This window comes from Streptomyces sp. GDS52 (assembly GCF_052246875.1).
GTDB classification, from domain to species: Bacteria; Actinomycetota; Actinomycetes; order Streptomycetales; family Streptomycetaceae; genus Streptomyces; species Streptomyces cathayae.
Map to the genome: position 1 here is coordinate 993544 of NZ_CM125966.1, position 25076 is coordinate 1018619.

Here is a 25076-nt window from a genome sequence, read left to right on the forward strand (position 1 = left end):
GGTACGGGGTGGGGTGGGGTGCGGCGCGGGGTGGGGATCGTGCCGGGGCGGGGATCGCGCCGGGGCGGGCCCCGGCGCCCGGTCACCCGTCGGTGACCGGGGCCGGTGCCTCGGGTGGGCCGGTGGGCCGTTCAGTTCCGCGCGGTGTACGGCACGTGGTCCCGCACGCCGGCGGGGACCCGGGTGTCCGGGGCCGGCTCGGCGACCGGAGCCTTCGCCTCCGGGGCCGCTCCGTCGCCGTCGGTGGCGGAGGCCGGCAGGGTGAAGGAGAGGGCGGCCTGGCCCGCCGTCCGCGTCCAGCCGGACACCCGGCCCGCGTAGGCCTCGCCGAACGCGTCTCCCGCGAGGGTGGTCCCGGCGGGCGCGGTGGCGGTGACGGCCGTGCCGTCCGGCGCCTCTACGGTCACCGTGCCGCCGACGCGGTAGGCGGTGACCTGGTCTTCCCGCAGGGCGTCGGCCCAGGCGGCACGGCGCTGGAGTTCGGCGCCGATGTCCTTCATCCGCAGGTTCACCACGGGGGTGTCGTCGGCGAACAGGGCCTCGTAGCCGTCGAGTACGCCGTCCAGGACCGGGTAGGCGATGCGGTCCTCGGCCAGGTTGGACTGGTGGATGAAGTGCGGCTTGGGATCGTTGGCGAGGACGTGGCCGAACGCGATCCGGGTCTCCAGAGGGACGATGTACCCGGTGTACCCCGTCGCGGGGTCCAGCGGAGCCGGCAGGCACGTCGTGGTGGCCGGGTTGTCCTCGCAGATGCCGCTTCCGCCCTGGGCACGGCTGGTGTAGATCCAGTTGTACTCGTCGACCTGCTCGGCCGTCCGCCCGGCGTTGAAGAAGACGTTCATCGGGTAGCGCGAGACGGTCGTGGCCGGCCCGACCCGACGCTGCACGGGGTCGCGGGAGTTGTCCGAGGCGAGCCAGGTGATGCCGTTGTCGGCGAGGGCGGGGGCCAGGTTCGGATTGTCCTCGGGCTGCTGCGGCAGCACCTTGAGTCCGGAGTGTTCGCCGGTCACCAACTCGTCGTCGTGCAGGGGCAGTCCGGCGGTCTCTCCCCAGACGCGGTTGGCGGCGATCTCGTCGGCGATGGCCGTGCGGCCGACCCACTTGGTGCTGCCGTCGGCGTGGGTGGCGCACCGCCACGGCACCACCGATGTGTCCTGCTCGCAGCCGAGGAAGGAGTGCGTGTAGGTGTGGTTGATCCAGCGGAACCGGTCCCGCTCGGCGATCAGTCTGTCCGCCAGGGGGTCGGCTCCGCCGTTGCCCTGGCGGTGGTCGACGCTGCCGGCGCCGTTGTAGGCGAGGTCGAGGGTGAAGTCCTGCTCGCTCTGCCAGGAGGTGGCGTGGTCCACGTCGGCGGGGAGCATGCGGATCGGGTCGGGTGTGCCCTCGCCCTCCGGGCAGTCGACGTCGCCGGGAGTGCAGTTCAGCTCCGTGTCCCAGCGGTCGTCGGCGGCGAGGACGTCGTCGACGTGCACGGCGAAGTAGTTCCTGGAGGCGCCCAGGTGCACGCCGCCGGTCATCCAGTCCACGATGCCCCGGGCCAGCAGTCCGAACTGCTGCTGGTGCTGGTTGTAGACGAAGGTGACGACGAGTTCCCGCCGTCCGTCGTGCCGGTACTCCCCCACCAGCGAACCCCGCCCGGTCCCGCCCGGGATCGCGGCCTCGACGTACGGAGTGAAGTCCGCGCCGGCCACGGGGGTCGACAGGTAGGCGTAACTTTCGCTCACGGCAGGTGAGTTGTCCTCGAAGGGGACCTGGCCGTCCAGGTAGCCGAAGGGGCCTGCCCGGCCCGCGTCGGTCACCTCGGCCCGCACCCCGTCGATGCTGCCGGCGTAGCCGTCGCCGACCGGGTACTCCAGGCCCGCCTCCGGGCGCGCGTAGGTGTAGGCGTCGACCTGCGGGATGTCGTAGGTCCGCTCGTAGGCGGCGAGCGCCGTCATCTCGGGCGCGTTCGCCGGGAACGGGTTGTCGTTGGGCAGCACCACCGCCTGGTACTTGGCGCGTGGCAGCCCGTCCACGGTGTCGGCGAGGAAGCCGGAGTCGATGACGGGGCGGTCGGACCGGGTGAGGTCCACTTCGGTGTACGGCGTGCCGGCGGTCCTCAGTTCGGCCGCGATCGCGTCCACGGCCGGACCCCCGTCGCTGACGACCAGGACACGCAGGTCGACGCGGGGTAAGTCGTCGGCGGCGTGCGCGGCCGCGCCCGGCACACCCAGGGCAGCGATGAGTGCGCCCACCGTGAACACGGCGGTGCGTGTGATCCGCTTCATGCGGTGCAGTCCCCTCCCACGGACAGGGGTGGACACCGCTCCACCGGAGCCGACGCACCCCCGCGCGCGACGCCGGCATCCCCCTCAGAAGCCAGTCGTCGACGCATCCGTCACATCACATGGTGACGGCTTTGTGTGCTTCTCGTGGGCCAATTGCGAAAACTGACGGAAAAGCGCGGGCGGCCATCAGGGTGCCGGCGGTCCGGAGGCGGGGCCGGTCATCGGATGTCCGGGCTGTCCAGGGCGTCCAAGGCGTCCAGGGCGTCCAGGCCGGTGAGGGCGCCGACGGGGTCCGGGTCGGGGGTGCCGCGGGGCCACCAGTCGTCGTGGCCCGGTTCGGACTCGTACGCGTACCAGAGGTGGTCCCGGCCGAGGCGGAGCTGGACGTGTCCGCGGGGGTGGGTGAGGTGGTTGCGCCAGGGACGGAAGGCGGGCAGGTCGGCGGCGAGGAGCAGTGGGCGGGCGCGGTCGAAGCGGCCGGCCGGCGGGTCCCAGGGGTCCTCCAGTGCGTCGAGTCCCGTCGGACCGCCCTGGCGCCACGCGGCGACCGCGCGCGCCAGCTCGGCCGGGGTGCGCCCGGCCGCTCGGGCGAGCGAGGAGTACAGCGCGCGGGTGGCCGCGGTGAGCCCGGAGCCGGGGCGGGCGGCCGCCAGCCGTACCGCGTCCTGCCACAGCGTGAGCCCGCCGACGGGGTCGCGGCCTGTGGTGAGCAGGGCGTGCGCGCGGGCGGCGGCGTCGGTGGCGAGCTGGTCGAGCGCGAACGGGTCCGGGCCGCCGGGGGACGCGGGGTACACGGGCGGCTGCTCGGGGTGCGGGGGCGGGGGCAGCGGGGCCGGAAGCGGCGGGAGGCAGCGGCGGGCGACGGCCTCACCGGCCCGCACTCCGGGGAGGGACTCCGGTTCCCTGCCCCGGGTGGCGCGGGCCGCGCGGGCCGCGCTGCGCCGGGACAGGGCCTCGATCACCTGGTGCTCGCCCCGGCCGCGCAGCAGGAGCAGCACGAACGGGTCGGCGTCGAGCAGCCGGGCGGTCTGGTAGCAGAGGGCGGCGGCGTGCTTGCAGGGGTGCCCGGAGTCGGGGCAGCTGCACTGCGGTTCGAGGTCCCCGGGACGGGGGAGCAGCGGGGCCCCGCAGTCGGCGAGGGACTGGGGCAGCTCTTTTTCCAGCAGGGCCGCGATGTCGCCGGGCCGGTCGGCGGCGGTGTCCAGGAAGCGCTCCCAGTCGGCGTCCCCGAAGGTGCGCAGCCGCACCTGCACCCGGTACGGGCGGGGGCGGCTCCCCTGGACGTAGGCGAGGACGAGCCCGGGGGTGACGGTGACGGCGTCGACGTGTCCCCGCTCCGCGTACCGGCGTCCGCGGGCCAGCCGCGCGGTGTCCAGCGCGCCCTCCTCCAGCGCCGTGACCCACGCGTTGCCCCACCAGGTCTCGGCGAACCCCGGTCCGGCCGAGGCGCCGGGCGGGAACGCGGGGAAGGTGCGGCGCAGCTCGCCGTCGCGGGCGGGGGCGGCCATGGAGCGGGGGGTGTGCGACGGCGGGGAGGCGGAGGGGGTGGAAGAAGCCGGGGGCGCCGGGAGGGTCGGGGGTGCCGGGGGCGCCGGGAGGGTCGGGGGTTCGGGGCGGGTTCCGTTGGGCTTCGGGGCCGGTTCGTCCGCCTCGGGGGGTGAGGGGAGGGCGCCGGTGAGCAGTTCCCGTACCTGGTGCGCTCCTTCTTCCGCTGCTCGCTCACCCGTCCGGGCACTCTCGGCGCGGTCGCCCCGGGTGGTGCGCGGGACCCGGGGAACGGTGCCCGACGGTAGGCTCCCGGCACGCCGCACGGCGGTCTCCCGGTCGCCTGTTTCCCGCACACCGGTTTCCCGGTCGTCGGTCTCCCGGTCGGTTGTCTCCGTGTGTGCGCGCAGCGCTCCCTCCCGGGCCGAACGCAGGGCCTCCCGCGCGATGTCACCGGGACGTCGGCCGGACCGGTCCGGCGGATCCGGCATGATCGGCCGGTCCGGCGCGATCGGCCGGTTCCGGGGGGCTGCGGCTGCCGACGGTGCGGTGGTGTCCGTACCCTCGTCGCCCTCGTCGCCCTTCTCTGCTCCTGTGCCCCTCTCCCCCGACGCGTCCGCGGGCCCGGTCGCTTCGGGGTGTCCCGTTCCCGCCGCGCGTCGGGCGAGCACCGCCCTGCGCAGGGCGTCGCGGGCCACGTCACCCGGGCGCTGCTCCCGGTCCGCGGCCTGCCCGCGCGCCCCGGTGCCCGGGTCCGGGTCGGGCGCGGCGGCGGGCGCGGGGTGCCGGTCCGGGGTACCGGTGTCCGCCGGTTCGGTGTCCGCCGGTTCGGCGTTCGCCGGTTCGGCGCCCGCACGCCGGCGGGCCGCCCGCAGGGCCTCCCGCGCCTGGTCGGACGGGCGGGGCGTCATGACGTCCTCCGCAGGGAGACCAGATCGGACAGTTCGCGGTCGGAGAGTTCCGTGAGCGCCGACTCGCCGGAGCCGAGGATCGCGTCGGCGAGGGCCCGCTTGGCCTCCAGCATCTCGGCGATACGGTCCTCGATCGTGCCCTCGGTGATGAGGCGGTGGACCTGGACCGGCTGCGTCTGGCCGATGCGGTAGGCGCGGTCGGTGGCCTGCTCCTCGACCGCCGGGTTCCACCAGCGGTCGAAGTGGACGACATGGCCCGCGCGGGTGAGGTTCAGGCCGGTGCCCGCCGCCTTCAGGGAGAGGACCAGGACGGGGGTCGTACCGCTCTGGAAGCGGTCCACCATGCGCTCCCGCTCCGGTACCGGCGTACTTCCGTGGAGGAGCTCGACCGGGACCGCGCGCCCGGTCAGATGCGCGGTGATCAGCCGGGCCATGCCGACGTACTGCGTGAAGACCAGGGCCGATCCGTCCTCGGCGAGCAGGGTGTCCAGCAGTTCGTCCAGCAGGGCCAGTTTGCCCGAGCGGGCCGCCATGCGGTCGCCGCCGGCCCGTGCGTGCTCGTCCTTGAGGTAGAGCGCCGGGTGGTCGCAGATCTGTTTGAGCGCGGTCAGCAGCTTCAGCACCAGACCGCGGCGGCCCATGCCCTGGGCGGTCTCGATGGCGAGCATCGACTCGCGCACCACCGCCTCGTAGAGCGCGGCCTGTTCCCGGGTGAGCGGGACCGGGTGGTCCGTCTCGGTCTTCGGCGGCAGTTCGGGGACGATGCCCGGGTCGGACTTCCTGCGCCGCAGGAGGAAGGGCCGCACCAGGCGGGAGAGGCGCTCGACGGCCTGCTCGTCCTCGCCGTTCTCCACCGCGCGGGCGTGCCGGGCGCGGAAGGACTTCAGCGGGCCGAGGAGCCCGGGGGTCGTCCAGTCGAGGAGGGCCCACAGCTCGGAGAGGTTGTTCTCGACGGGGGTGCCGGTGAGCGCCACGCGCGCCGGGGACGGAATGGTGCGCAGCGCCCTGGCCGTGGCCGAGTGCGGGTTCTTGACGTGCTGGGCCTCGTCGGCGACGACCATGCCCCAGCGCTGTGCGGCCAGTGTCGGGGCGGCCGAACGCATGGTGCCGTAGGTGGTGAGGACGAAGCCCCCGGCCAGGTCGTCCAGGGTGCGGTCCGGGCCGTGGAAGCGGCGCACGGGGACGCCGGGCGCGAACCGGGTGATCTCCCGCTGCCAGTTGCCGAGCAGGGAGGCCGGGCAGACGACCAGTGTCGGCTCGGTGCGGGCCCGCTTCAGATGCAGCGCGATGAGGGTGATCGTCTTGCCCAGGCCCATGTCGTCGGCGAGGCAGCCGCCGAGGCCGAGCGAGGTCATGAGGTCGAGCCAGGCCAGGCCGCGCAGCTGGTAGTCGCGCAGGGTGGCGTCGAGTCCGGGCGGCGGGTCGGCGGGCTGCACGCCGGCGGTGAGGCGGTCGCGGAGTACCGCCAGGGCGCCGACCGGGACCGCCTCGACGGTCTCGCCGTCGGCCTCCGCGGTGCCGGTGAGGGCGATGGACAGCGCGTCGACGGGGTCGAGCAGGCCCAATTCCCGTGTGCGGGCCTTGCGGACGAGGGCCGGGTCGACCAGTACCCACTGGTCGCGCAGCCGGACGACCGGGCGGTGGGCCTCGGCCAGGGCGTCCATCTCGGCCTCGGTGAGCGGATCGCCGCCGAGCGCGAGCTGCCAGCCGAACCGCAGCAGGTCCTCGCTCTCGAAGAAACCGCTCCCGTCGGTCGCCGCACCGGGGGCCGACCGGACCACCGCCGTCGCGGTCAGGTCCTGGGCGAGGTCCCTGGGCCAGTGCACGGCGACACCGGCCGCCGCGAGCCGGGTCGCGGCCACGCCGAGCAGATCGTTCACCTCGTCCTCCGACAGGGCCAGCACGTCGGGTACGTCCTGGTCGGAGAGCCGGTCCAGCGGGGCCCAGACACGGGCTGCCCGGCGGACGGCGAGGGCCGCGTCCACCCGCGCGCGGGGGCCGAACGCACGGTCCGCCGTACCCGCCCACAGGGCCGCCGCGTCGGCGACGAGGGTGGGGTCGGCGAGGCTGTGCACCTGGACGATCGCCGCACCGGCCGCGCGCGCGCCGTCGCCGGCCGCGCTCTGGTCGGCGCCGTCGAACAGGTCGAACGCCGAGAGGTCGAGGCGGAGCGAGACGCGCACCCCGGCGTCCATGCCGGCGGCGACCTCGGCGGCCCAGTCGTGGGCGCCGGGCAGCCGCTGGGCCTTTCGCGCGGCGAACGGCAGCCCCGAGGCGTACGGCGCGGCGGGGGTGCGGGGCAGGGTGTCCGCGACCGCGTCGAGGAAGGCGCGGACGAGTGCTTCCGGCTCCGGCAGCCGCAGCGGGCCGGAGCCGGGAAGCGGGACCGCGTGCCCCTCGAACGGCAGGGCCGCGGCCACCGCGCGCAGGTGCGCCACGTCGTCGGGGTCGAGCGGGCCGGCCCGCCAGGCGTCGTGACCGGTGGGCGTCAGACCGGGCAGCAGCCGGCCGCGGGCGGTGAGCCGCAGCGCGTGCAGGGCGGCGGCGCCCCAGCAGGCGGTGGCGGGATGGGCGGCGGGGTCGTGCCGGGCGCGGACCAGCAGGGGCAGGGCCTGGTCGAGGGACAGGAAGTGGGCGCCGACCGTCCGCCGCCGCACCCCGGCGCCGTGCGGGTGGGTGACGGTGAGCCGGGCACGCGGGGCGGGCTCCGGCCCGGGGGCGGTCAGCACCATGGGGTCCGTGGGACCCGTGGGACCCGTGGAGTCGACGGGCTCGACGGGGTCGCCCTCGGGGTCGTAGAAGGCGATCCGTCCGTCGCGCGGAAGGGGTGCGGGCAGGAACACCGCGGCGAGCCCGACAGGGATCTCCGCCGGCTCCATCGCCTCCGCGCCCACGGCACTCTCAGCGATCCTTGCGCTCTCCGCCCCGGCCGTGCGCCGCTCGGCCGTCACGGTCGTCCCCTCGCCCATCCGTCCTGCCACCTCCCGCCCGCTCCTGCCCGCTCCGCCCGCGTGGTCACCTCGACCGTCCTCGACTCTACGGACGGGCACTGACAATCCGTCCCGGCGCCCTGACCGGGCCGGCCGGGGCGAGGGGGGAGCGAGGGAGCGGCGGTGGGGTCAGGGAACCGTCCGGGAGACGACGTACACCTTGGGAAAGCCCGGCTTGCCGTGGTTGACGACGACATCGTGGGTCGGCGCGGGCTCCTTCTGCTCGTTGACGAGCCCGTACCACAGGCCGGGGCGGTCGAACTTCCAGCCGGTGACCTCCCGGTCGCGGTCGCCGATGGTGATCTCGTCCCGCTTCAGTTCGTCCTGCTGCACCCCCATGCTGGTGAGGAACGCGCTCAGGCCGGCGTCGGTGGTCTCGAACTCGACGTAGAGACGGCTGGTCTTCCAGTTGTTGGTCTCGTAGGAGGCCACCCACCAGGCAGGGTGCGGGACCGGCACCTGGTAGAGGCGGCGCTGCAGCTTCGTCGGCCAGCCCTGGGTCAGGCTGTTGGCCGAGTACCTCGCCTCCTTGTCCTTGCCGCTCGCGCGGCTCTGGTTCGCGGAGATCACCAGGTACCCGGCCGGGACGCCGATGAGCAGCACGATGGTCAGCAGGGTGAGCGCCCTGCGGCGGATCATGTGCCGGCGGTCCTCGGGCGGCCGGGGCCTGCCGGGGAAGCGGGCCTGCGGGGGGAGGTCACCCGTCACAGCGTCTCCTGGGGGGTCCGGCGGACCTCCGCGTACCGCTCGTACCGCTCGACCCGGCGGCGCTTGGCGCGGCGGAAGCGGCGGGCGACCAGGCGGGCGAGGTCGGCGGCGCCCACCATGCCGGCCTCGGGACCGAGCTGGGCACGGACGATACGGGCCTCGGGGCGGTAGCCGCGGCCGGTGAGGTGGCGCTTGAAGGCGTCCCGCGCGGGGCCGATCAGCAGGTCGTCGGCGGCCGAGACCCCGCCGCCGATGACGAAGCAGGAGGGGTCGAGGGCGGCGGCGAGATTGGCGATGCCGACGCCGAGCCACTGGCCGATGTCCTGGAGGAGCTCGATGCACATGGCGTCGCCCTCGCGGGCCAGCTCGGTGATCATCGGGCCGCTGATCTCGGCGATGTTCCCTTTGACGTGCTCGATGATCCCGTAGGCGACCGGCGAGTCGGCGGCGGCCAGTTCGCGCGCCTCCCGGACCAGTGCGTTGCCGGAGCTGTACTGCTCCCAGCAGCCGCGGTTGCCGCAGGGACAGCGGTGGCCGCCGGGGACGACCTGCATGTGGCCGAACTCGCCGGCGACGCCGTACTTGCCGCGTTTGACCTGGCCGTCCTCGAGGATCGCGCCGCCGATGCCGGTACCCAACGTGATCATCACGAGGTGGTCCTCGTCACGCCCGGCGCCGAAGCGCCACTCGGCCCAGGCGGCGGAGTTGGCGTCGTTGTCGACCAGGACGGGGACGGCGAGGCGTCCGGCGAGCCGGTCGCGCAGCGGTTCGTTGCGCCACGACAGGTGCGGGGCGAACAGCACGCGGTTGCGGTCGGCGTCGACCCAGCCGGCCGCGCCGATGCCGACCGCGTGCACGTCGTGCCGGTCGGACAGGTCCAGCACCAGTTCGACGATGGTGTCCTCGACGACTCTCGGGCTCTTCGACTTGTCCGGGGTCTCGGTGCGGAGCCGCTCCAGAATGTTGCCGTCGGCGTCGACGACGCCCGCCATCACTTTCGTACCGCCGATGTCGATGCCGACGGTCGGTACGCGCGGTGCCGACAGGTGGGAGCGGCGTTCCCGGGTGCCGACCGTGCGGAGCACGGGTGCACGGCGGGAGCCGACGGGGGCTGTGCCCGCCCGAGTGGAACTCAGCGCCCTGGGCAGTGTGAGGTCGCGGTAGGTGCTCATTGCCGCCGATTCTGCCTCACGGTGACCCCGGGGAGCGTACCCGGGAGCAAAGGCATCGCGTGACGCCCGCCGCTCCCGGGACGCCCACGGCGGCCTCCTGCCGCCCGCCGGCGGCCCCATAACCGGAGCAACGCCCCCCTCCACACCCGACCCCGGAGCCGGTCACATTGTCCGGACAATGTGAGGAAGGTCGGCTCACGTCACCCGGCGTTCACCGGGACGCCCGTACCCGCTCACCCCGGCTCGCACCGGCATCACGGTCGTACCAGCAGCTGGAACTCGAACGAGTAGCGGCCGGGCCGGTAGATGTGGGTGCCGAACTCCACGGCGCGTCCGGTGTCGTCGAAGGTCACGCGCTCCATGGTGAGCAGCGGGGCGCCCGTCTCCTCGCCGAGCCGCTCGGCCTCGACGGCACCGGCGGCGCGGGCGCCGATAGTCTGGCGGGCGCTGTGCAGGGTGATTCCGGCGGCCCGCATCAGCCGGTACAGGCCGGTGGCCTCCAACTGCCCGGTGTCCAGGTCGAGCAGCCCGGGCGGCAGGTAGTTGCACAGGTACGCGATCGGCTCGCCGTGCGCGAGCCGCAACCGCTCGATCCGGTGCACCTCGCCCGCCTCGGCCACCCCGAGGGCCGCGGCGATCTCGGCGGACGCGGGGACGACCGTGTTGACCAGGACCTTCGTGGCCGGGCGCTGGCCCGCCGACTCCAGGTCGTCGTAGAGGCTGCTGAGCTCCAGGGGGCGCTTGACCTGGCTGTGCACCACCTGGGTGCCCACCCCCCGCCGCCGCACGAGCAGTCCCTTGTCGACGAGGGACTGGATGGCCTGACGGACCGTCGGCCGGGACAGGCCGAGCCGGCCGGCGAGCTCGATCTCGTTGCCCAGCAGGCTCCCGGGGGTCAGCCTGCCGTGCTCGATGGCGGCCTCCAGCTGCTGGGCGAGCTGGAAGTACAGCGGGACGGGGGAGCCGCGGTCCACGCTCAGCTCCAGCTGCACGGTCGGGTCCACTCCTGGTTTCGGCACGGGCCGAGCGTAGTACCACGCATGGTTGACGGGAAGTCGTGTAGTTCGGTTGTCCGGACATGTGAATTGACAGGGAGGGGCGCGGGCCGCAGTTTGTTCCCATGCGCATCGGGGTCATCGGTACGGGCCGTATCGGCACTATTCACGCCCACACACTCAGCAGGCACCGCGACGTCGGTTCCCTGATCCTCACGGACGCGGAACCGGCTCGGGCCCAGGCACTCGCCCAGCGGCTCGGCGAGACGGCGGCGCCCGGGGTGGACGAGATCTACACCTGGGGGGTGGACGCCCTGGTGATCACGACGGCCACGTCCGCCCACGCCGAACTCATCGGCCGGGCGGCCCGTTCGGGGCTGCCGGTGTTCTGCGAGAAGCCCATCGCCCTGGATCTGGCCGGGACGTTACAGGCGGTCACGGAGGTCGAGGCGGCCGGGACCGTGCTCCAGATGGGTTTCCAGCGCCGGTTCGACCCGGGCTACCTGGGCGCGCGCGAGGCCGTGCGCTCGGGACGGCTGGGCCGGCTGCACACCGTACGGGCCATGAGCAGCGACCCGGAACCGCCGCCCGCCGGGTATCTGCCGCAGTCCGGCGGTCTGTACCGGGACACCCTGATCCACGACTTCGACCTCGTGCGCTGGGTGACCGGCCGGGAGGTCACGGACGTCCACGCCACCGGCTCCGACGCCGGTCCGGCCATGTTCCGCGAGGCGGGCGACGTGGACACCGGCGCGGCGCTCCTCACCCTCGACGACGGCACGCTCGCCGCCCTCACCGCGACGCGGATGAACGGGGCGGGCTACGACGTGCGCATGGAGCTGGCCGGGGAGCGGGACCAGATCGTGGTCGGCCTCGACGAGCGCACGCCGATCGCGTCCACCGAGCCGACCGGACCGCCGGCCGCGGACAAGCCGTGGACCGGGTTCGTGGAGCGTTTCGGGCCCGCGTACGAGGCGGAACTGATCGCGTTCGTCGAGGTGGTGCGGGGTGAGCGGGCCAACCCCTGCGACGGGCGCGAGGCCCTGCAGGCGCTGCGCGTCGCGGAGGCGTGCGAGGTGTCCCGGCGGGAGCGCAGAGCGGTACGGCTGATGGAGATCGCGGGCGGGCCGGCCTCGCCCTTCGGCTGAGGTCCGAGAGCCCCTGGGTGTGCTGACGCCCCTCCCCGGTGCGCACGCGGCGGCCGGAAGACCGGACCGCCGCGTGCGCGCCAGGGAGCGTCGGCCGCCCCGACAGGTTGGGCAAGGGTCCTTACTAGAATGGGTGCACGGCCCCGCCGAAACCGTCCCCGAAGATGCAGAACAGGACCCGTCCATGACCGCGCCCACCGCGTCCGCCGACCTCCCCCACCTGCCCGGTGCGCCGGTCGACATCAGGCTCGTCGTCACCGACATGGACGGCACCCTCCTGGACGACGCCGGGAATCCGCCGCGGCGGCTGCGCCGGACGGTGGCGTGGCTGCGCGAGCGCGGGGTGCTGTTCAGCCCGGCGAGCGGCCGCCAGTACGCCACCCTCGCCCGCCTGTTCGAGGGCTTCGACGACGGCATGGTCTTCATCGCGGAGAACGGCACCCAGGTGGTCCGCGACGGCGTCGAACTGGCCTCCGACCCGCTGGCCCCCGCCGTCGCCGCCCGGCTCGTCAGGACGGTGCGCCGACTCGCGGACGACGGCACGGACGTCGGTGTCGTCGTCTGCGGCAAGCGCCACGCCTACACCGAGCGCACCGACGCGGCCTTCCTCGCCAAGGTCGAGCAGTACTACGTCGCCCACCGGAACGTCGCGGACGCCACCGCCGTCGACGACGAGATCAACAAGATCGCGATATTCGGTTTCGCCCCCGCGGCCCGCACCATCGCACCGGCCCTGACCGAGTTCACCTCCACCCACCGGGTCGTCGTCTCCAGCGAGCACTGGGTCGACGTGATGAACCGGACCGCCGACAAGGGCACCGCCCTGCGCCGCGTCCAGCGGGAGCTGGGCATCACCCCGGCCCAGACGCTGGTGTTCGGCGACTACCTCAACGACCTGGAGATGCTCGACGCCGCCGAGTGGTCCTTCGCCATGGCCAACGCACACCCCGACGTCCTGGCCCGCGCCCGCCACGTCGCCCCGTCCAACAACGAGGACGGCGTCCTGCGCACGATCGAACGACTGCTCGCCCTGCCCGGCGAGTGACGCGGCACTGCACGTCGGGACTCCCGGACGTCCTCCGGGCAGAGCGGCCGACGCCGGAGGCGGCCTCGACACCGGCCCTCTCGACAAGGTGGCGCCGGCTCACCGGCGGCAGCCGGGACAGCGGCGCGGCGACGGGGCTGCGGCTCGCCCGGGAGGGCTCGGACTCGGCCGTCACCGGCGTGGAGTTCCCGGTGAACGGCGGCCACTCGGCGTGACAGACGTGATGTGCTGACCCGCCGCAACCCGGCGAGCCGCGTCGGGTCTCGGCGGTCAGTCGGCCGGTTCCCGGTGGCGGGCGGCCAGGGCGGTCGCGCCCTGTTCGGTCAGCGAGCCGAACAGGCGCAGCCGGGAGATGCCGCCGTCGGGGAAGACGTCCACGCGCGCGTGCGTACCGATCACCGGGGCGGGGAGGACGAAGCGGTGCTCGGTGTCGGGCTGGAGGCGGGTACGGGGCAGGATCTCCCGCCAGCCGTCGGCCCCGCTTGTTCCCGCTCCCTCGGCCGCGCCGCCCTCGGCGTCCCGTACCGACACCGAGGCCCAGCCGGCGCTGTTCCCCTTCAGGTACGCCGTGTCGATCTCGAGGGCGCGGATCAGCGCCTGGCCGGTGAGCCGGTAGCGGATCCAGTCGTGGCCCCGGTCCCGGCGGCGCCGGGTCTCCCAGCCGTCGTCCATTTTGCGGGAGCGGCCGGGCCGGATGGTGTTCGCGGCCGGTGAGTAGAAGCGGTCGGACGCGTCCTCGACCCGGCCGCCGTTCTCCAGGGCGACGACGTCGAAGGTGCCCAGGGCCTCCAGCCACCCGGGGTCCGGGACGACGTCGCCGTACACGCGCAGGCGCGCGATGCCGCCGTCGGGGTACTGGGACAGCCGCAGGTGGGTGAGGCGCCGCCCGGCCGGGACGGCGAAGCCGTTGGCGGCGTGGCCGCCCACCGGGGTGCGCGGGAGCAGCGTCGTCCACCGCACCCCGTCCGAGAGCAGTTCCTCCGGTGCCGGGGAACCGGACACCGAGGCGCCCTCGACCGACACGGCCTGGGGGTGGTTGCCGCGGAAGTGGGCGGTGTCGACGACGATGCCGCGGACGACTCCGGGTGCGCCGAGGCGGATCAGCGCCCAGTCGTGGTCCTCGGCCGCCGGCCAGGGCTGCCCGGCGGAGGGGCCGCGGCGGCGCCGGGTCTCCCAGCCGTCCATGATCTTGCCCTTGTGCCCGAAGTGCTCCGGGTCGAACAGGGGGCGCTCGGGCAGCAGCAGGTTCTCGCGCTGGGCGAAGAACTCGTCGTTGGCGGCGACGACACCGGCGCCGAGCCGGCGGTCGGCGAGATCGGTGAGGCCGGCGAAGGGGAAGTCGGCGGTGCGGTAGTCCGCGTACGGGTCACCGCCGCCGTAGGGGGCCGCGGGGCCGCTGAAGCGGGGCCACGGGGAGGGGTGCTGCGCCGTCACGGTGGTCCGATCCTGCCTTTCGGGGGTGGGAAGCCAAAAGTTCGAGGTCGACCGGAATTCGACGCCGGATGGCGGCCGGCGTCAGGGGAGGCGGGTGAGCAGGCGGCCCTTCGGTGCGGTGAACTCGCCGTCGGTCATGACGCGCCGGCCGCGCAGCCAGGTGGACTTCACCACGCCGTACAGGGTCCTGCCCGCGTACGCCGTCACCGGGTTGCGGTGCTGGAGCCCTTCGGGGTCGACGGTGAAGGTCTCGTCGGGGGCGAGGACGGCGAAGTCGGCGTCGCGGCCGGGCGCGATGGCGCCCTTGCGGGTGCCGAGGCCGACCAGTTCCGCCGGGCGCGTCGACATCCAGCGCACGACGTCCTCCAGGCCGTGGCCCCGTCCGCGGGCCTCGGTCCAGACGGCGGGCAGGCTGAGCTGGAGGCCGGAGATGCCGCCCCAGGCGGTGGCGAAGTCGGCGGTCTTGAGGTCGGCGGTGGACGGGGAGTGGTCGGTGACCACGCAGTCGATGACGCCGTCCGCCAGAGCCCGCCAGAGCGGGTCCCGGTTGGCGGCTTCACGGATGGGCGGGCAGCACTTGAACTCGCTGGCGCCGTCCGGAACCTCCTCGGCGGTGAGGGTCAGGTAGTGGGGGCAGGTCTCGACGGTGACGCGTACCCCGTCGGACCTGGCCTCGGCGATCAGCGGCAGCGCGTCGCTCGAGGACAGATGCAGGATGTGCACGCGCGCGTCGAGGCGCTTGGCCTGCGCGAGGAGCAGGGCGACGGCGGTGTCCTCGGCGTCGCGCGGACGGGAGGCGAGGAAGTCGGCGTACTTCGGGCCGCCGCACCGCGGGGCGGCGGCGAGGTGGCCCGGGTCCTCGGCGTGCACGATCAGCAGCCCGTCGAGGGCGGCGATCTCCGCCAGGGTGCGGGCCAGTTGCTCCGGACCGAGGTGCGGGAACTCGTCGACGCCGGACGGCGACAGGAACGCCTTGAAGCCGAAGACCCCGGCCTCGTGCAGCGGGCGCAGGTCCAAGGCGTTGCCGGGCAGGGCGCCGCCCCAGAAGCCGACGTCGACATGGGCCCGGCTCGCGGCGGCCCGCTGCTTGATGCGCAGATGGCCGACCGTCGTCGTCGGCGGAAGGGAGTTGAGCGGCATGTCGACGAGCGTGGTGATGCCGCCGGCCGCCGCCGCGCGGGTGGCGGTCCAGAAGCCCTCCCACTCGGTACGGCCCGGGTCGTTGACGTGCACATGGGTGTCGACCAGGCCGGGCAGCAGGACGTCGTCGCCGAGGTCCGTCAGGCGGGCCGCCCCGGGGACGGTTGCCTCGTACGGCAGAACGGCCGTGACGGTGCCGTCGGCGACCGCGACCGACGCGGCCCGCGTTCCCTCGGGAGTGACGACGCGCGTCGAGCGCAGCACCCGTTCGGTGTCGGCCACCCGTGCCCTCCTCCCTTCCACCGGCGCGCTTCCCGGGAGTTCAACTTTCTGTTGAAGGAGTCTTCACTCCCCCTCCCGCGCCGTCAAGAGGCACACTGCCCGGACGGCGGCCGACGGCCGCTCCCTGGAAGTTTCCGGGAGACGGAATTAAACTTCCGGCAGACAGAATGCAGTAACACGCCATCAGGCGGCCCACCGGCCGCCGGGTAGGCTTCCCCCTTCCCGCAGCCCCGAGCAGCCCCGAGCAGCCCCGAGCAGCCCCGAGCAGCCCCGAAAGGAAACGCGCCGTGCCGACGTCCAGCGCCAGCACCAACGGCTCCGTCCGGTCCGCCTCCGGCGGCGGGGTCCAATCCCTCGAGCGCGCCTTCGACCTGCTCGAAAGGATGGCGGACGCGGGCGGCGAGGTCGGCCTCAGCGAGCTGTCGGTGAGCAGCGGGCTGCCCCTGCCGACCATCCACCGCCTGATGCGCACCCTCGTCGCCTGCGGTTATGTGCGCCAGCAGCCCAACCGCCGTTACGCGCTCGGTCCGCGCCTGATCAGGCTCGGCGAGTCCTCCTCCCGCCTGCTGGGCACCTGGGCGCGCCCCTGTCTCGCCCGCCTGGTGGAGGAGACGGGCGAGACGGCGAACATGGCACTGCTCGACGGGGACGAGGTCGTGTACGTCGCCCAGGTTCCGTCCAAGCACTCCATGCGGATGTTCACCGAGGTCGGCCGGCGCGTCCTGCCGCACTCCACCGGAGTGGGCAAGGCCCTGCTGGCCGGTTTCCCGCCGGAGGACGTACGGGCCCTGCTCGCCCGTACCGGGATGCCCGCCGCGACGGACAGGACCATCACCACGCCGGAGGGCTTCCTGGCGGCGCTCGACGAGGTGCGCCGCCGGGGCTACGCCATCGACGACAACGAGCAGGAGATCGGCGTGCGCTGCCTCGCCGTCCCGGTGCCCGACTCCCCCACCGCCGCGGCCATCTCGATCTCCGGCCCCGCAGGGCGGGTCACGGATTCGGCCACGGAGCGGATCGTGCCGGTGCTCCAGCAGGTGGCCAGGGAACTCTCCGAGGTGCTCACCGCTCCGGGCGGCGGCCCGACGGCCTGACCGACCCGGCCGCCCGATCCGGTCGGCCGATCCGGTCGGCCGATCCGGTCGGCCACCCCCCGGCAGATCCGCCGCCCCTCGACCTCAGCGCCCGCGCACGCCCCCCTTTCCGGGGGCGCTCCGCACGCCCGTTCGTCAATCCCGGGGTGACGGTCCGAACAGTTCCACCGCGTCCCGCACCTCCCGCAGCCCCGGGCCCAACGCGCTCACCGAGCCGATCGCACCGGCGATCAGCAGCAGGGAACGGCGCAACCGGGGGACCTCGGCACCGCCGTCCGCCACCAGGGCGTCCAGAGCGGCCAGCTCCTCCTCCGCAATGCTCCGATCAGAGAACTCCGCAGGATAAGCCGCGAGTCGGCGCCGCAGCCGGGACACGGCGGAGCGCAGCTCCGTCACCCGTGGATCGTCCTGACGACTGCCGCTCGCACGCCTCTGCTCCACGCTCCGCAACACGGTCCTCCCCCTCACGCACCGCTGTGCGCCTCTCCCCACCGGCCCCACGCCCCCGTCGCCGGTGCGCGCCAGTAAACGCCACCCCGTCCCCTCCGCGCCAGTCCGCTGCGTCATCGGTGCGCTCCACAGCGTGACATCGCGCCGCACGGACACCCGGCGACGGGTGCGGTATGCAGATTCCGTGACAACACCTACGCCACCTACGCCGTCTACGCCACCCATGCCGCTCACACCGCACCGGCGGAGCCCAAACGCCGGACAGGCGGCCCCGGAGCGGGTCGTGGGACTGCTGCTCGCGGCGGGCGGCGGGCGACGGCTGGGCGGCCGCCCCAAGGCGCTGCTGACGTACCGGGGACGGCCGCTGGTGGAGCACGCCGTACGGTCCCTGCGCGAGGGCGGCTGCGAGCGCGTCCACGTGGTGCTCGGCGCGGGGGCGGACGAGGTGCGTGCGCGTGCCGCGCTGCCGGACTGCGTGCTCGTCGACAACCCCGCGTGGGAGCAGGGCATGGGCTCGTCCCTGCGGGCCGGGCTCACCTCGCTGACCGGCACGGACGCACGGGCCGCACTGGTCCTGCTGGTCGACCAGCCCGGGATCGGACCGGGGGCGGTCGCGCGGGTGCTCGGCGCACGCGCGGCGCGGGAGCCGCGGGAGTCGCTCGCCTCGGCCACCTACGCCGGTGTACGCGGTCACCCGGTCCTGTTCGGGGCCGCGCACTGGGCCGGTGTCGCCGCGAGCGCGACCGGCGACCGGGGGGCACGCTCCTACCTGAAGGAGCACGCGGACCGGATCACCCTCGTCGAGTGCGGGGACGTGGCCGAGCCCTACGACATCGACACGGAGGAGGACCTGACCCGCCTCAAGTGAACTCGGGGGAAGCTCGGGTGAGGGGGACACCCGGCGCCGCTGCGGCCCGGCCCGGCCCGGCCCGCAGCACCTGGACCCGGACCACCCCGGCCTCGACAGACCATTGAACTTCCACCATGAGGAAACTACTATCCACTGCCCAGAGCGCCCGCCCGAAGGAAGTGACAGCTGATGTCCGCACCAGCGCCGTCCCCGCTGGCCATCGTCGACGCCGAACCCCTGCCCGGGCAGGAGGAGGTCCTCACCGAGGCGGCACTCGCCTTCGTGGCCGAGCTGCACCGGCGGTTCACACCCCGGCGTGACGAACTCCTCGCCCGCCGGGCGGAGCGCCGTGCCGAGATCGCCCGCACCTCCACGCTCGACTTCCTCCCGGAGACGGCCGCCGTCCGCGCGGACGACTCCTGGAGAGTGGCCCCGGCCCCCGAGGCCCTGAACGACCGGCGCGTCGAGATCACCGGCCCCACCGACCGCAAGATGACCATCAACGCCCTCAACTCGGGCGCGAAGGTCTGGCTCGCGGACTTCGAGGACGCCTCGGCGCCCACCTGGGAGAACGTGGTCCTCGGCCAGCTCAACCTGATCAACGCCTACACCCGGACCATCGACTTCACCGACGCGGTGTCCGGCAAGACCTACGCCCTGCACCCGGCCGAGGAACTGGCGACGGTCGTCATGCGCCCGCGCGGCTGGCACCTGGACGAACGGCACCTCTCCGCCCCGGACGGCACCCGGGTACCCGGCGCCCTGGTCGACTTCGGGCTGTACTTCTTCCACAACGCCCAGCGTCTCCTCGACCTCGGCAAGGGACCGTACTTCTACCTCCCGAAGACGGAGTCCCATCTGGAAGCCCGCCTGTGGAACGACGTGTTCGTCTTCGCGCAGGACCACCTGGGCATCCCACAGGGCACCGTCCGCGCCACCGTCCTCATCGAGACGATCACGGCCGCGTACGAGATGGAGGAGATCCTCTACGAGCTGCGCGAGCACGCCTCGGGTCTGAACGCGGGACGCTGGGACTACCTGTTCTCCATCGTCAAGAACTTCCGTGACGGCGGCGCCAGGTTCGTCCTCCCGGACCGCAACGCGGTCACGATGACGGCCCCGTTCATGCGGGCGTACACCGAACTCCTCGTGCGCACCTGCCACAAGCGGGGCGCGCACGCGATCGGCGGTATGGCGGCCTTCATCCCCTCCCGCCGGGACCCGGAGGTCAACAAGGTCGCGTTCGAGAAGGTCCGCGCCGACAAGGACCGCGAGGCGAACGACGGTTTCGACGGCTCCTGGGTCGCCCACCCGGACCTGGTCCCGATCGCCATGGAGTCCTTCGACCGGGTGCTGGGCGACAAGCCGAACCAGAAGGACCGGCTGCGCGAGGACGTCGACGTCAGCGCCGCCGACCTGCTCGCGATCGACTCCCTGGAGGCCAGGCCGACGTACGCGGGCCTGGTCAACGCCGTCCAGGTCGGCATCCGCTACATCGAGGCCTGGCTGCGCGGCACGGGTGCGGTCGCCATCTTCAACCTGATGGAGGACGCGGCCACCGCCGAGATCTCCCGCTCCCAGATCTGGCAGTGGATCAACGCGGGTGTCGTCCTCGACAACGGCGAGCGGGTCACCGCGGAACTGACCCGCAAGGTCGCCGCCGGGGAACTGGCGAACATCCGCGCCGAGACCGGCGACGAGGCCTTCGCGGCGGGCCACTGGAAGCAGGCCCACGACCTGCTCCTGAAGGTGTCCCTCGACGAGGACTACGCCGATTTCCTCACCCTGCCGGCGTACGAGCAGCTCCAGGGCTGACGCCCACCCCCGCCCGTAGCCCCGGGAGACCCCGGGGCCACGCCATTTGACCGACCCGTCCCTCCTTCTCCGATTTCACAGGTCATGTGTTGACATTCACCTGAAGCCGTGAAATGCAGACGGCATGGATTTCCGCCAACTCGAATACTTCAGGGCCGTCGTCGAGGCCGGTTCGGTTTCACAGGCCGCCAAGAATCTGAACATGACACAGCCGCCGGTGAGTCACGCCATCGCGAAGCTGGAGCGGGAACTCGGCGTGCGCCTCCTCGAGCGGACCGCGAAGGGCGTCCACCCCACCCCGGCCGGACTCCACCTGCTGTCCAGGGGCGAGCGCCTGCTCGCCGACCGGAACCGAGTGGTCGAGACGCTGAAGTCGATGGCCGAGGGGGCGGCCGGAGATCTGCGCATCGGCGTGGAGCCCATGGTCATCAACGAAATCATCGCCGATGTCCTGGCGGAGTTCCTCGAACAGGTTCCCAGCGCGCGGGTGATTCTGACCGACGTCACTCCCGATGTGATCGTTCAACGGATCCGGACCGGCGAGCTGGACATGGGCTGCGTTCCGTTCGCCCCCGCGCAATTCGCCGGATTCGTCGCGGACGTCTGCGAATGGTCTCCCGTTATCGATATCAACATCAAGCTTGCCGTGCCGAAATATCGCGCAAAGGAACAGCACCCTGACGGAAAGGGTTGGGGACGTTGGATTCTCCCGTCCCCGATTCCCGCTTTCTCGGGCATGCCCGACGCCGCGGAGAAAGCCCTGTCGGCCGACGACTCCTTCGAAGTCATCGAGGTCTCCACACCGCAGACCGCGCTCGCTTTCGTCGCCGCGGGGCTGGGTGTCGCCCCCGCGACCGAGCGCATGGCCGGCAAGAGCGACGCGATGGCCCTTCTCGACCCCCCGCGATGGCTCAGACCCATGCAGGCGACGCTCCTGTGGAAACGCGGGGCCGAGATCACGCCGTTGATGGAGCGATGGCTGCAGGCGACGCGCACCGTCGCCGAGCACCGCCGCACGCTTGGGCGGTGAACAAGCCATACACGCGACTTTGCACCCCCCCATGGAGCCCTGTATGGAAAGAGAGGAAGAAGTCAAGAAAACAACCTGTGAACTACGGTGAATTTTATGTGATACGCATCACATCGCAGCGTCTCCAGTCTACTCCCGGGCACCCTCACCGACGCTCGAATTGCCTGGTCAGAGGTGGTTTCCGGGTCACTCTGCAGTCGACGGACAGGACGTCGGCCGACACCCCCGAGCGCCCTTGCTTTCTTCTCGCCTCTCTTGCCCCGCCTTACCGGCCGTGCCAGCCTTCCCGGCAATTCGACGGCGTAGACAGCTTCGGATCGAGAGGGAAAACCTCGCGATCGCTGCCCTCGTCCTGGCTGCACGAACCGAGGGATTGCCCCGGTTCCGCGCACGAAAAGAAGGGGCCCGGTCAATGACGACTGGAAATGCAGAACAGTCCGCCCACAGCCCTTCCGGCCGCGAGTATCTCCCCTTTACCGGAGACGAGTACCTCGAGAGCCTCGACGACGGCCGCGAGGTCTGGATCTACGGGGAGCGGGTGGAGAACATCGCGGAGCACCCCGCCTTCCGTAACTCCGCCCGCATGATCGCGCGCATGTACGACGCCCTGCACGACCCGGCGCGCAAGGACATCCTCACCGCGCCCACGGAGTGGGGAGGCTTCACCCACCGCTTCTACCAGGCGCCCAAGAGCGTCGAGGAGCAGGTGGCCTCCCGCGACGCCATCGCCGAGTGGCAGAAGATCGCCTGGGGCTGGATGGGCCGCTCCCCCGACTACAAGGGCTGTTTCCTCGGCACCCTCGGCGCCAACGCCGAGTTCTACCGCGGGTTCGAGGACAACGCGCGCGCCTGGTACCGCAAGGCCCAGGAGAAGACGTGGTACATCAACCACGCCATCATGAACCCGCCGGTGGACCGCGGTATGGGCGCGGACGCGGGCAAGGACGTGTTCATCCGGGTCACCAAGGAGACCGACGCCGGCTTCTACGTCACGGGCGCCAAGGTGGTGGCCACCGGATCGGCCCTGACGCACTACACCTTCATCGGTCACGTGGGCCAGGTCGCCGTGCAGGACCCGGCCTTCTCGCCGGTGTTCATCATGCCCACCAACTCTCCCGGCGTGAAGCTGCTCTGCCGTACGTCCAACGAGTACCGCGCGGCGGTGCTGGGCAGCCCGTTCGACTACCCGCTGTCGAGCCGCCTGGACGAGAACGACGCCATCCTGGTCCTCGACAACGTGTTCGTCCCCTGGGAGAACGCGTTCATCTACAACGACCTGGAGCAGGCCAACAAGTACAACATCCACTCGGGTTATCTGGAGCGCGCCTCCCTGCACGGCTGCACCCGGTTCGCCGTCAAGATGGACTTCCTGGTCGGCATGCTGGCCCGCGCCCTCGACGTCACCGGGGCGGGGCAGTTCCACGGCGTCATGTCCCAGCTCGGTGAGGTCATCGCCTGGCGCAACACCTTCTGGGCGCTGTCGGACGCGATGGCCAAGAGCGCGGTGCCGTGGAAGGGCGGCATGATCCAGCCCGATCAGCAGTTCGCCGGCGCCTACCGGGTGATGAACCAGCTGGCCATGCCGAAGGTCAAGAACATCATCGAGCAGGTCGTGGCCAGCGGCCTGATCTACCTCAACTCCCACGCGAACGACTTCAAGACCCCCGAGATCCGCGGCTACCTGGACACGTACGTGCGCGGCACGGGAGGCATCGACGCGGAGGAGCGCGTCAAGGTCATGAAGATGCTCTGGGACTCCATCGGCACGGAGTTCGGAGCCCGCCACGAGCTGTACGAGATCAACTACATCGGCAGCAACGACGTGACGCGTCAGACCAACCTGTTCGGCGCCCGGGGCAGCGGTCTCCTCGACTACTGCAAGGACTTCGCGCAGAGCGCCATGGACGAGTACGACCTGGACGGCTGGACCGTGCCGGACCTCAAGGGCCCGGACGACGTCAGCATCCTCAAGGCCCTCAAGGGCTGATCGCCTGCGCGGCTCCCGCCCGGAGCGGGAGCCCCGGCTCATCCGGCGGCGCCGGCTCCGTGCGTGCCGCCGCGCTCTCATCCACCACAGGAGGACCCGTGGCTACGGCAATCGATGCTGCCCACGTCACCTACGAGGCACCGGATCTCGGGGTGATGGAGAAGTTCCTGACCGCGTTCGGCATGGTGAAGGCCGAGGGCAGCGACGACCGGACCCTGTACATGCGGGGGACGGGCACCCAGCATCACATCCATGTGACCCGCAAGGCCGACAAGCAGCGCTTCATCGGTGCCTCGATCGAGGTCGCCGGCTACGACGACCTGGTCGAGCTCGCCGCGAAGCCGGGGTCCTCCCCGGTCCGGGAGTCGACGGAGCCCGGCGGTGGCCACGAGGTCTCGATGTCCATGCCCGACGGCATCGAGATCCGGGCGGTCTGGGGCCGGCGGAAGGTCGAGCCGATCCCGGACCGCGACCCCTTCGTCATGAACAACATCCGCGACAAGAACCGGGTGAACGCCGCCGTCCGCCAGTCCGTCGCGCCGTGCACCATCGCACGCCTGGGTCACTTCGTGCTCCATGTGAAGGACCACGACGCGTCGATGGCCTGGCTGAACGAGCGCTTCGACTTCCTCCCCTCGGACTACTTCGTCCCGCCGGGCGAACAGGGCCCGATCGTCGGCACCTTCGTCCGGCTGGACCTGGGTGAGCAGCGGGTGGACCACCACTTCATGCTCGTCCTGCAGTCGGACTGGGCGGGCATCCACCACAGCGCGTTCGAGGTCACCGACATGGACGCGGTGATGTCGTCGCACGACTACCTCCTCCAGCAGGGGTACACCTCCGACGTCGGGGTCGGCCGCCATCTGCTCGGCAGCCAGATCTTCGACTACTGGAAGGACCCGTTCGGCTTCCGCATCGAGCACTACACCGACGGCGACGTCGTCGACCACCACCACCGGCCGACCAAGTTCAACGGCACCGCCAGCGAGACCACCCAGTGGGGGAACCGCCCGCCCCTGGAGTTCTTCCAGTGACCGGCGCAGCGGGCACGGACCGCGCCCGGCCGCTGCCGGAGCAGGTCCGCGCACAACTGGCGCGAGCGGGTTCGGCCACCGTGGCCAACATGCTGCTGCGGCGCGGCCTGCGGAACGTGATCATGAACGGCGTGCGGCCGCTGGCGGCCGACCAGCCGCCGCTGGTGGGGCCGGCCTACACACTGCGGTTCATCCCCGCACGTGAGGATCTCGACACCCTCGCCGACTACGCGAGCAGCGAGAACCTGCACCGGCGGGCGATGGAGGAGTGCCCGCCCGGCGCGGTGCTCGTGATCGACGCGTTCGGCTGCACGACCGCCGCGTCCATGGGCGACATGATGGCGGCGCGGCTGAGGCAGCGCGGTGTGTCGGGCGTGGTCACCGACGGCGGCTACCGGGACTCGGCGGCCGTCAGGGAGACCGGTCTGCCGTGCTACCAGCGGGCCAACGCGCCCCGGGCGACCCCCATCGCCCTGCACCCGGTCGCGCTCGACGAACCCGTCGGCTGCGGCGGGGTGGCGGTCTACCCGGGTGACGTGGTGCTGGGCGACAGCGACGGCGTCGCGGTCATCCCCGGGGAACTGGCCGCCGAGGTCGCTGCGGAGGCCGCCGACGCCGCCGCGTACGAGGAGTTCGCGGCACTGGAGATCCAGCGCGGCCGGTCCCTCTTCGGGCTCTTCCCCGCCACGCCGGAAAGCCGCCGGGAATACGACGCGTGGGTGGCCGCCGGCCGCCCCGGACGGGAGTGAAGCAATGACCATCAACCCCGAGACCATGAAGTCGCTCGAGGTCCTGATCCACGCCGCGGACCTCGAGGACCTCAAGGACGAGGACTGGATCGACTACCCTGACCACGGGTTCCGTCAGTACTTCCTCCACAAGAACCCGGAGACCGGAGCCAGCATCGCCCTTCTCGAGTACGAGAAGGGCGGCACCATCCCGACCAGGCACACGCACGCCTCGAACCAGTTCATGTACTGCCTCGAGGGCGACTACGAGTACACCGACTCCGGCCTGAGGCTGCGTCCGGGCTCCTTCTACATGAACCCGAAGGACCACCCGCACGGTCCGACGCTGGCGCACGAGCGCAGCGTGCTGATCGAGATCTACGACGGCCCGCACTACTACGAGAAGCCCGAGTACCACACGGACGAGACCATCGGGGACTTCCTTGCCAAGGAGTGAGGTGCCGGACCCTCCGACGTACTGCCGCCGAACCCGCGACGTTGATGGAAAGCG

General features: G+C 72.3%; 19 protein-coding genes. 10 read left to right on the top strand and 9 right to left on the bottom strand.

All coding sequences use genetic code 11. The features are described 5' to 3' along the window. Positions 1-131: 131 nt before the first annotated feature. The 6 genes from ACTWJ9_RS04510 to ACTWJ9_RS04535 form a co-directional block, all read right to left on the bottom strand. Positions 132-2267, bottom strand: coding sequence for a hypothetical protein (locus tag ACTWJ9_RS04510; protein WP_443295228.1), 2136 nt, complete (start codon positions 2265-2267; stop codon positions 132-134). A 218-nt stretch (positions 2268-2485) separates the two neighbouring features. Further along, the gene (locus ACTWJ9_RS04515) at positions 2486-4663 is read right to left on the bottom strand and encodes an SWIM zinc finger family protein (RefSeq protein ID WP_443295229.1); all 2178 of its coding nucleotides are present in this window, start codon (positions 4661-4663) and stop codon (positions 2486-2488) included. Beyond that, the gene (locus ACTWJ9_RS04520; RefSeq protein ID WP_443295851.1) at positions 4660-7542 is read right to left on the bottom strand and encodes an SNF2-related protein; all 2883 of its coding nucleotides are present in this window, start codon (positions 7540-7542) and stop codon (positions 4660-4662) included. The genes ACTWJ9_RS04515 and ACTWJ9_RS04520 overlap by 4 nt, the downstream gene beginning before the upstream one ends. 240 nt (positions 7543-7782) lie before the next feature. After that, a complete protein-coding gene (locus ACTWJ9_RS04525; protein WP_384199401.1) occupies positions 7783-8361 on the bottom strand; it encodes a sugar kinase in 579 nt (192 codons plus the stop codon). Continuing rightward, positions 8358-9533, bottom strand: coding sequence for an ROK family glucokinase (locus ACTWJ9_RS04530; RefSeq protein WP_279332860.1), 1176 nt, complete (start codon positions 9531-9533; stop codon positions 8358-8360). The genes ACTWJ9_RS04525 and ACTWJ9_RS04530 overlap by 4 nt, the downstream gene beginning before the upstream one ends. Positions 9534-9787: 254 nt before the next feature. Then, the gene (locus tag ACTWJ9_RS04535; protein ID WP_279337882.1) at positions 9788-10525 is read right to left on the bottom strand and encodes a GntR family transcriptional regulator; all 738 of its coding nucleotides are present in this window, start codon (positions 10523-10525) and stop codon (positions 9788-9790) included. A gap of 128 nt (positions 10526-10653) precedes the next feature. Here ACTWJ9_RS04535 and ACTWJ9_RS04540 point away from each other — a divergent pair, with 128 nt between their 5' ends. Continuing rightward, positions 10654-11676 (top strand): Gfo/Idh/MocA family protein, encoded by a 1023-nt coding sequence (locus ACTWJ9_RS04540; RefSeq protein WP_279332862.1) that lies wholly within the window; start codon positions 10654-10656, stop codon positions 11674-11676. A gap of 184 nt (positions 11677-11860) precedes the next feature. Next, a complete protein-coding gene (locus tag ACTWJ9_RS04545) occupies positions 11861-12721 on the top strand; it encodes a Cof-type HAD-IIB family hydrolase (protein WP_388705264.1) in 861 nt (286 codons plus the stop codon). 270 nt (positions 12722-12991) lie between these two features. Here ACTWJ9_RS04545 and alc read toward each other — a convergent pair whose 3' ends face one another. Next, positions 12992-14155 (bottom strand): allantoicase, encoded by a 1164-nt coding sequence (alc, locus tag ACTWJ9_RS04550; protein ID WP_387040218.1) that lies wholly within the window; start codon positions 14153-14155, stop codon positions 12992-12994. 81 nt (positions 14156-14236) lie between these two features. Then, complete coding sequence (allB, locus tag ACTWJ9_RS04555) at positions 14237-15577, bottom strand: allantoinase AllB (RefSeq protein WP_387040216.1); 1341 nt, start codon at positions 15575-15577, stop codon at positions 14237-14239. Positions 15578-15864: 287 nt separating this feature from the next. On the opposite strand from allB, the gene ACTWJ9_RS04560 reads away from it, so the two are divergent. Continuing rightward, positions 15865-16671: an IclR family transcriptional regulator gene (locus tag ACTWJ9_RS04560; RefSeq protein ID WP_279332866.1), complete on the top strand. Its 807-nt coding sequence runs from the start codon at positions 15865-15867 to the stop codon at positions 16669-16671. 135 nt (positions 16672-16806) lie between these two features. On the opposite strand, the gene ACTWJ9_RS04565 is transcribed toward ACTWJ9_RS04560, so the two are convergent. Continuing rightward, positions 16807-17067: a DUF5955 family protein gene (locus ACTWJ9_RS04565; protein WP_279332867.1), complete on the bottom strand. Its 261-nt coding sequence runs from the start codon at positions 17065-17067 to the stop codon at positions 16807-16809. A 277-nt stretch (positions 17068-17344) separates the two neighbouring features. Here ACTWJ9_RS04565 and ACTWJ9_RS04570 point away from each other — a divergent pair, with 277 nt between their 5' ends. From ACTWJ9_RS04570 to ACTWJ9_RS04600, 7 genes are all read left to right on the top strand, one after another. Further along, positions 17345-17989: a nucleotidyltransferase family protein gene (locus ACTWJ9_RS04570; protein WP_388705276.1), complete on the top strand. Its 645-nt coding sequence runs from the start codon at positions 17345-17347 to the stop codon at positions 17987-17989. A 171-nt stretch (positions 17990-18160) separates the two neighbouring features. Next, the gene (gene aceB / locus ACTWJ9_RS04575) at positions 18161-19786 is read left to right on the top strand and encodes a malate synthase A (RefSeq protein WP_384199385.1); all 1626 of its coding nucleotides are present in this window, start codon (positions 18161-18163) and stop codon (positions 19784-19786) included. A 124-nt stretch (positions 19787-19910) separates the two neighbouring features. Beyond that, positions 19911-20816: a LysR family transcriptional regulator gene (locus tag ACTWJ9_RS04580; protein ID WP_279332870.1), complete on the top strand. Its 906-nt coding sequence runs from the start codon at positions 19911-19913 to the stop codon at positions 20814-20816. Positions 20817-21228: 412 nt separating this feature from the next. Then, positions 21229-22803, top strand: a complete 1575-nt coding sequence (locus tag ACTWJ9_RS04585) for a 4-hydroxyphenylacetate 3-hydroxylase N-terminal domain-containing protein (protein ID WP_279332871.1) — start codon at positions 21229-21231, stop codon at positions 22801-22803. 98 nt (positions 22804-22901) lie between these two features. Continuing rightward, complete coding sequence (locus tag ACTWJ9_RS04590) at positions 22902-23837, top strand: VOC family protein (protein ID WP_279332872.1); 936 nt, start codon at positions 22902-22904, stop codon at positions 23835-23837. Further along, a complete protein-coding gene (locus ACTWJ9_RS04595; protein WP_443295230.1) occupies positions 23834-24586 on the top strand; it encodes a dimethylmenaquinone methyltransferase in 753 nt (250 codons plus the stop codon). The genes ACTWJ9_RS04590 and ACTWJ9_RS04595 overlap by 4 nt, the downstream gene beginning before the upstream one ends. Before the next feature lie 4 nt (positions 24587-24590). After that, positions 24591-25022: a cupin domain-containing protein gene (locus ACTWJ9_RS04600; protein WP_443295231.1), complete on the top strand. Its 432-nt coding sequence runs from the start codon at positions 24591-24593 to the stop codon at positions 25020-25022. Positions 25023-25076 lie beyond the last annotated feature (54 nt).

Coding starts and splice junctions, on each gene's coding strand:
- ACTWJ9_RS04510 (WP_443295228.1), bottom strand. CDS start 2,267: ATGAAGCGGATCACACGCACCGCCGTGTTCACGGTGGGCGCACTCATC.
- ACTWJ9_RS04515 (WP_443295229.1), bottom strand. CDS start 4,663: ATGACGCCCCGCCCGTCCGACCAGGCGCGGGAGGCCCTGCGGGCGGCC.
- ACTWJ9_RS04520 (WP_443295851.1), bottom strand. CDS start 7,542: ATGGAGCCGGCGGAGATCCCTGTCGGGCTCGCCGCGGTGTTCCTGCCC.
- ACTWJ9_RS04530 (WP_279332860.1), bottom strand. CDS start 9,533: ATGAGCACCTACCGCGACCTCACACTGCCCAGGGCGCTGAGTTCCACT.
- ACTWJ9_RS04540 (WP_279332862.1), top strand. CDS start 10,654: ATGCGCATCGGGGTCATCGGTACGGGCCGTATCGGCACTATTCACGCC.
- ACTWJ9_RS04545 (WP_388705264.1), top strand. CDS start 11,861: ATGACCGCGCCCACCGCGTCCGCCGACCTCCCCCACCTGCCCGGTGCG.
- ACTWJ9_RS04570 (WP_388705276.1), top strand. CDS start 17,345: ATGCCGCTCACACCGCACCGGCGGAGCCCAAACGCCGGACAGGCGGCC.
- aceB (WP_384199385.1), top strand. CDS start 18,161: ATGTCCGCACCAGCGCCGTCCCCGCTGGCCATCGTCGACGCCGAACCC.
- ACTWJ9_RS04580 (WP_279332870.1), top strand. CDS start 19,911: ATGGATTTCCGCCAACTCGAATACTTCAGGGCCGTCGTCGAGGCCGGT.
- ACTWJ9_RS04585 (WP_279332871.1), top strand. CDS start 21,229: ATGACGACTGGAAATGCAGAACAGTCCGCCCACAGCCCTTCCGGCCGC.
- ACTWJ9_RS04600 (WP_443295231.1), top strand. CDS start 24,591: ATGACCATCAACCCCGAGACCATGAAGTCGCTCGAGGTCCTGATCCAC.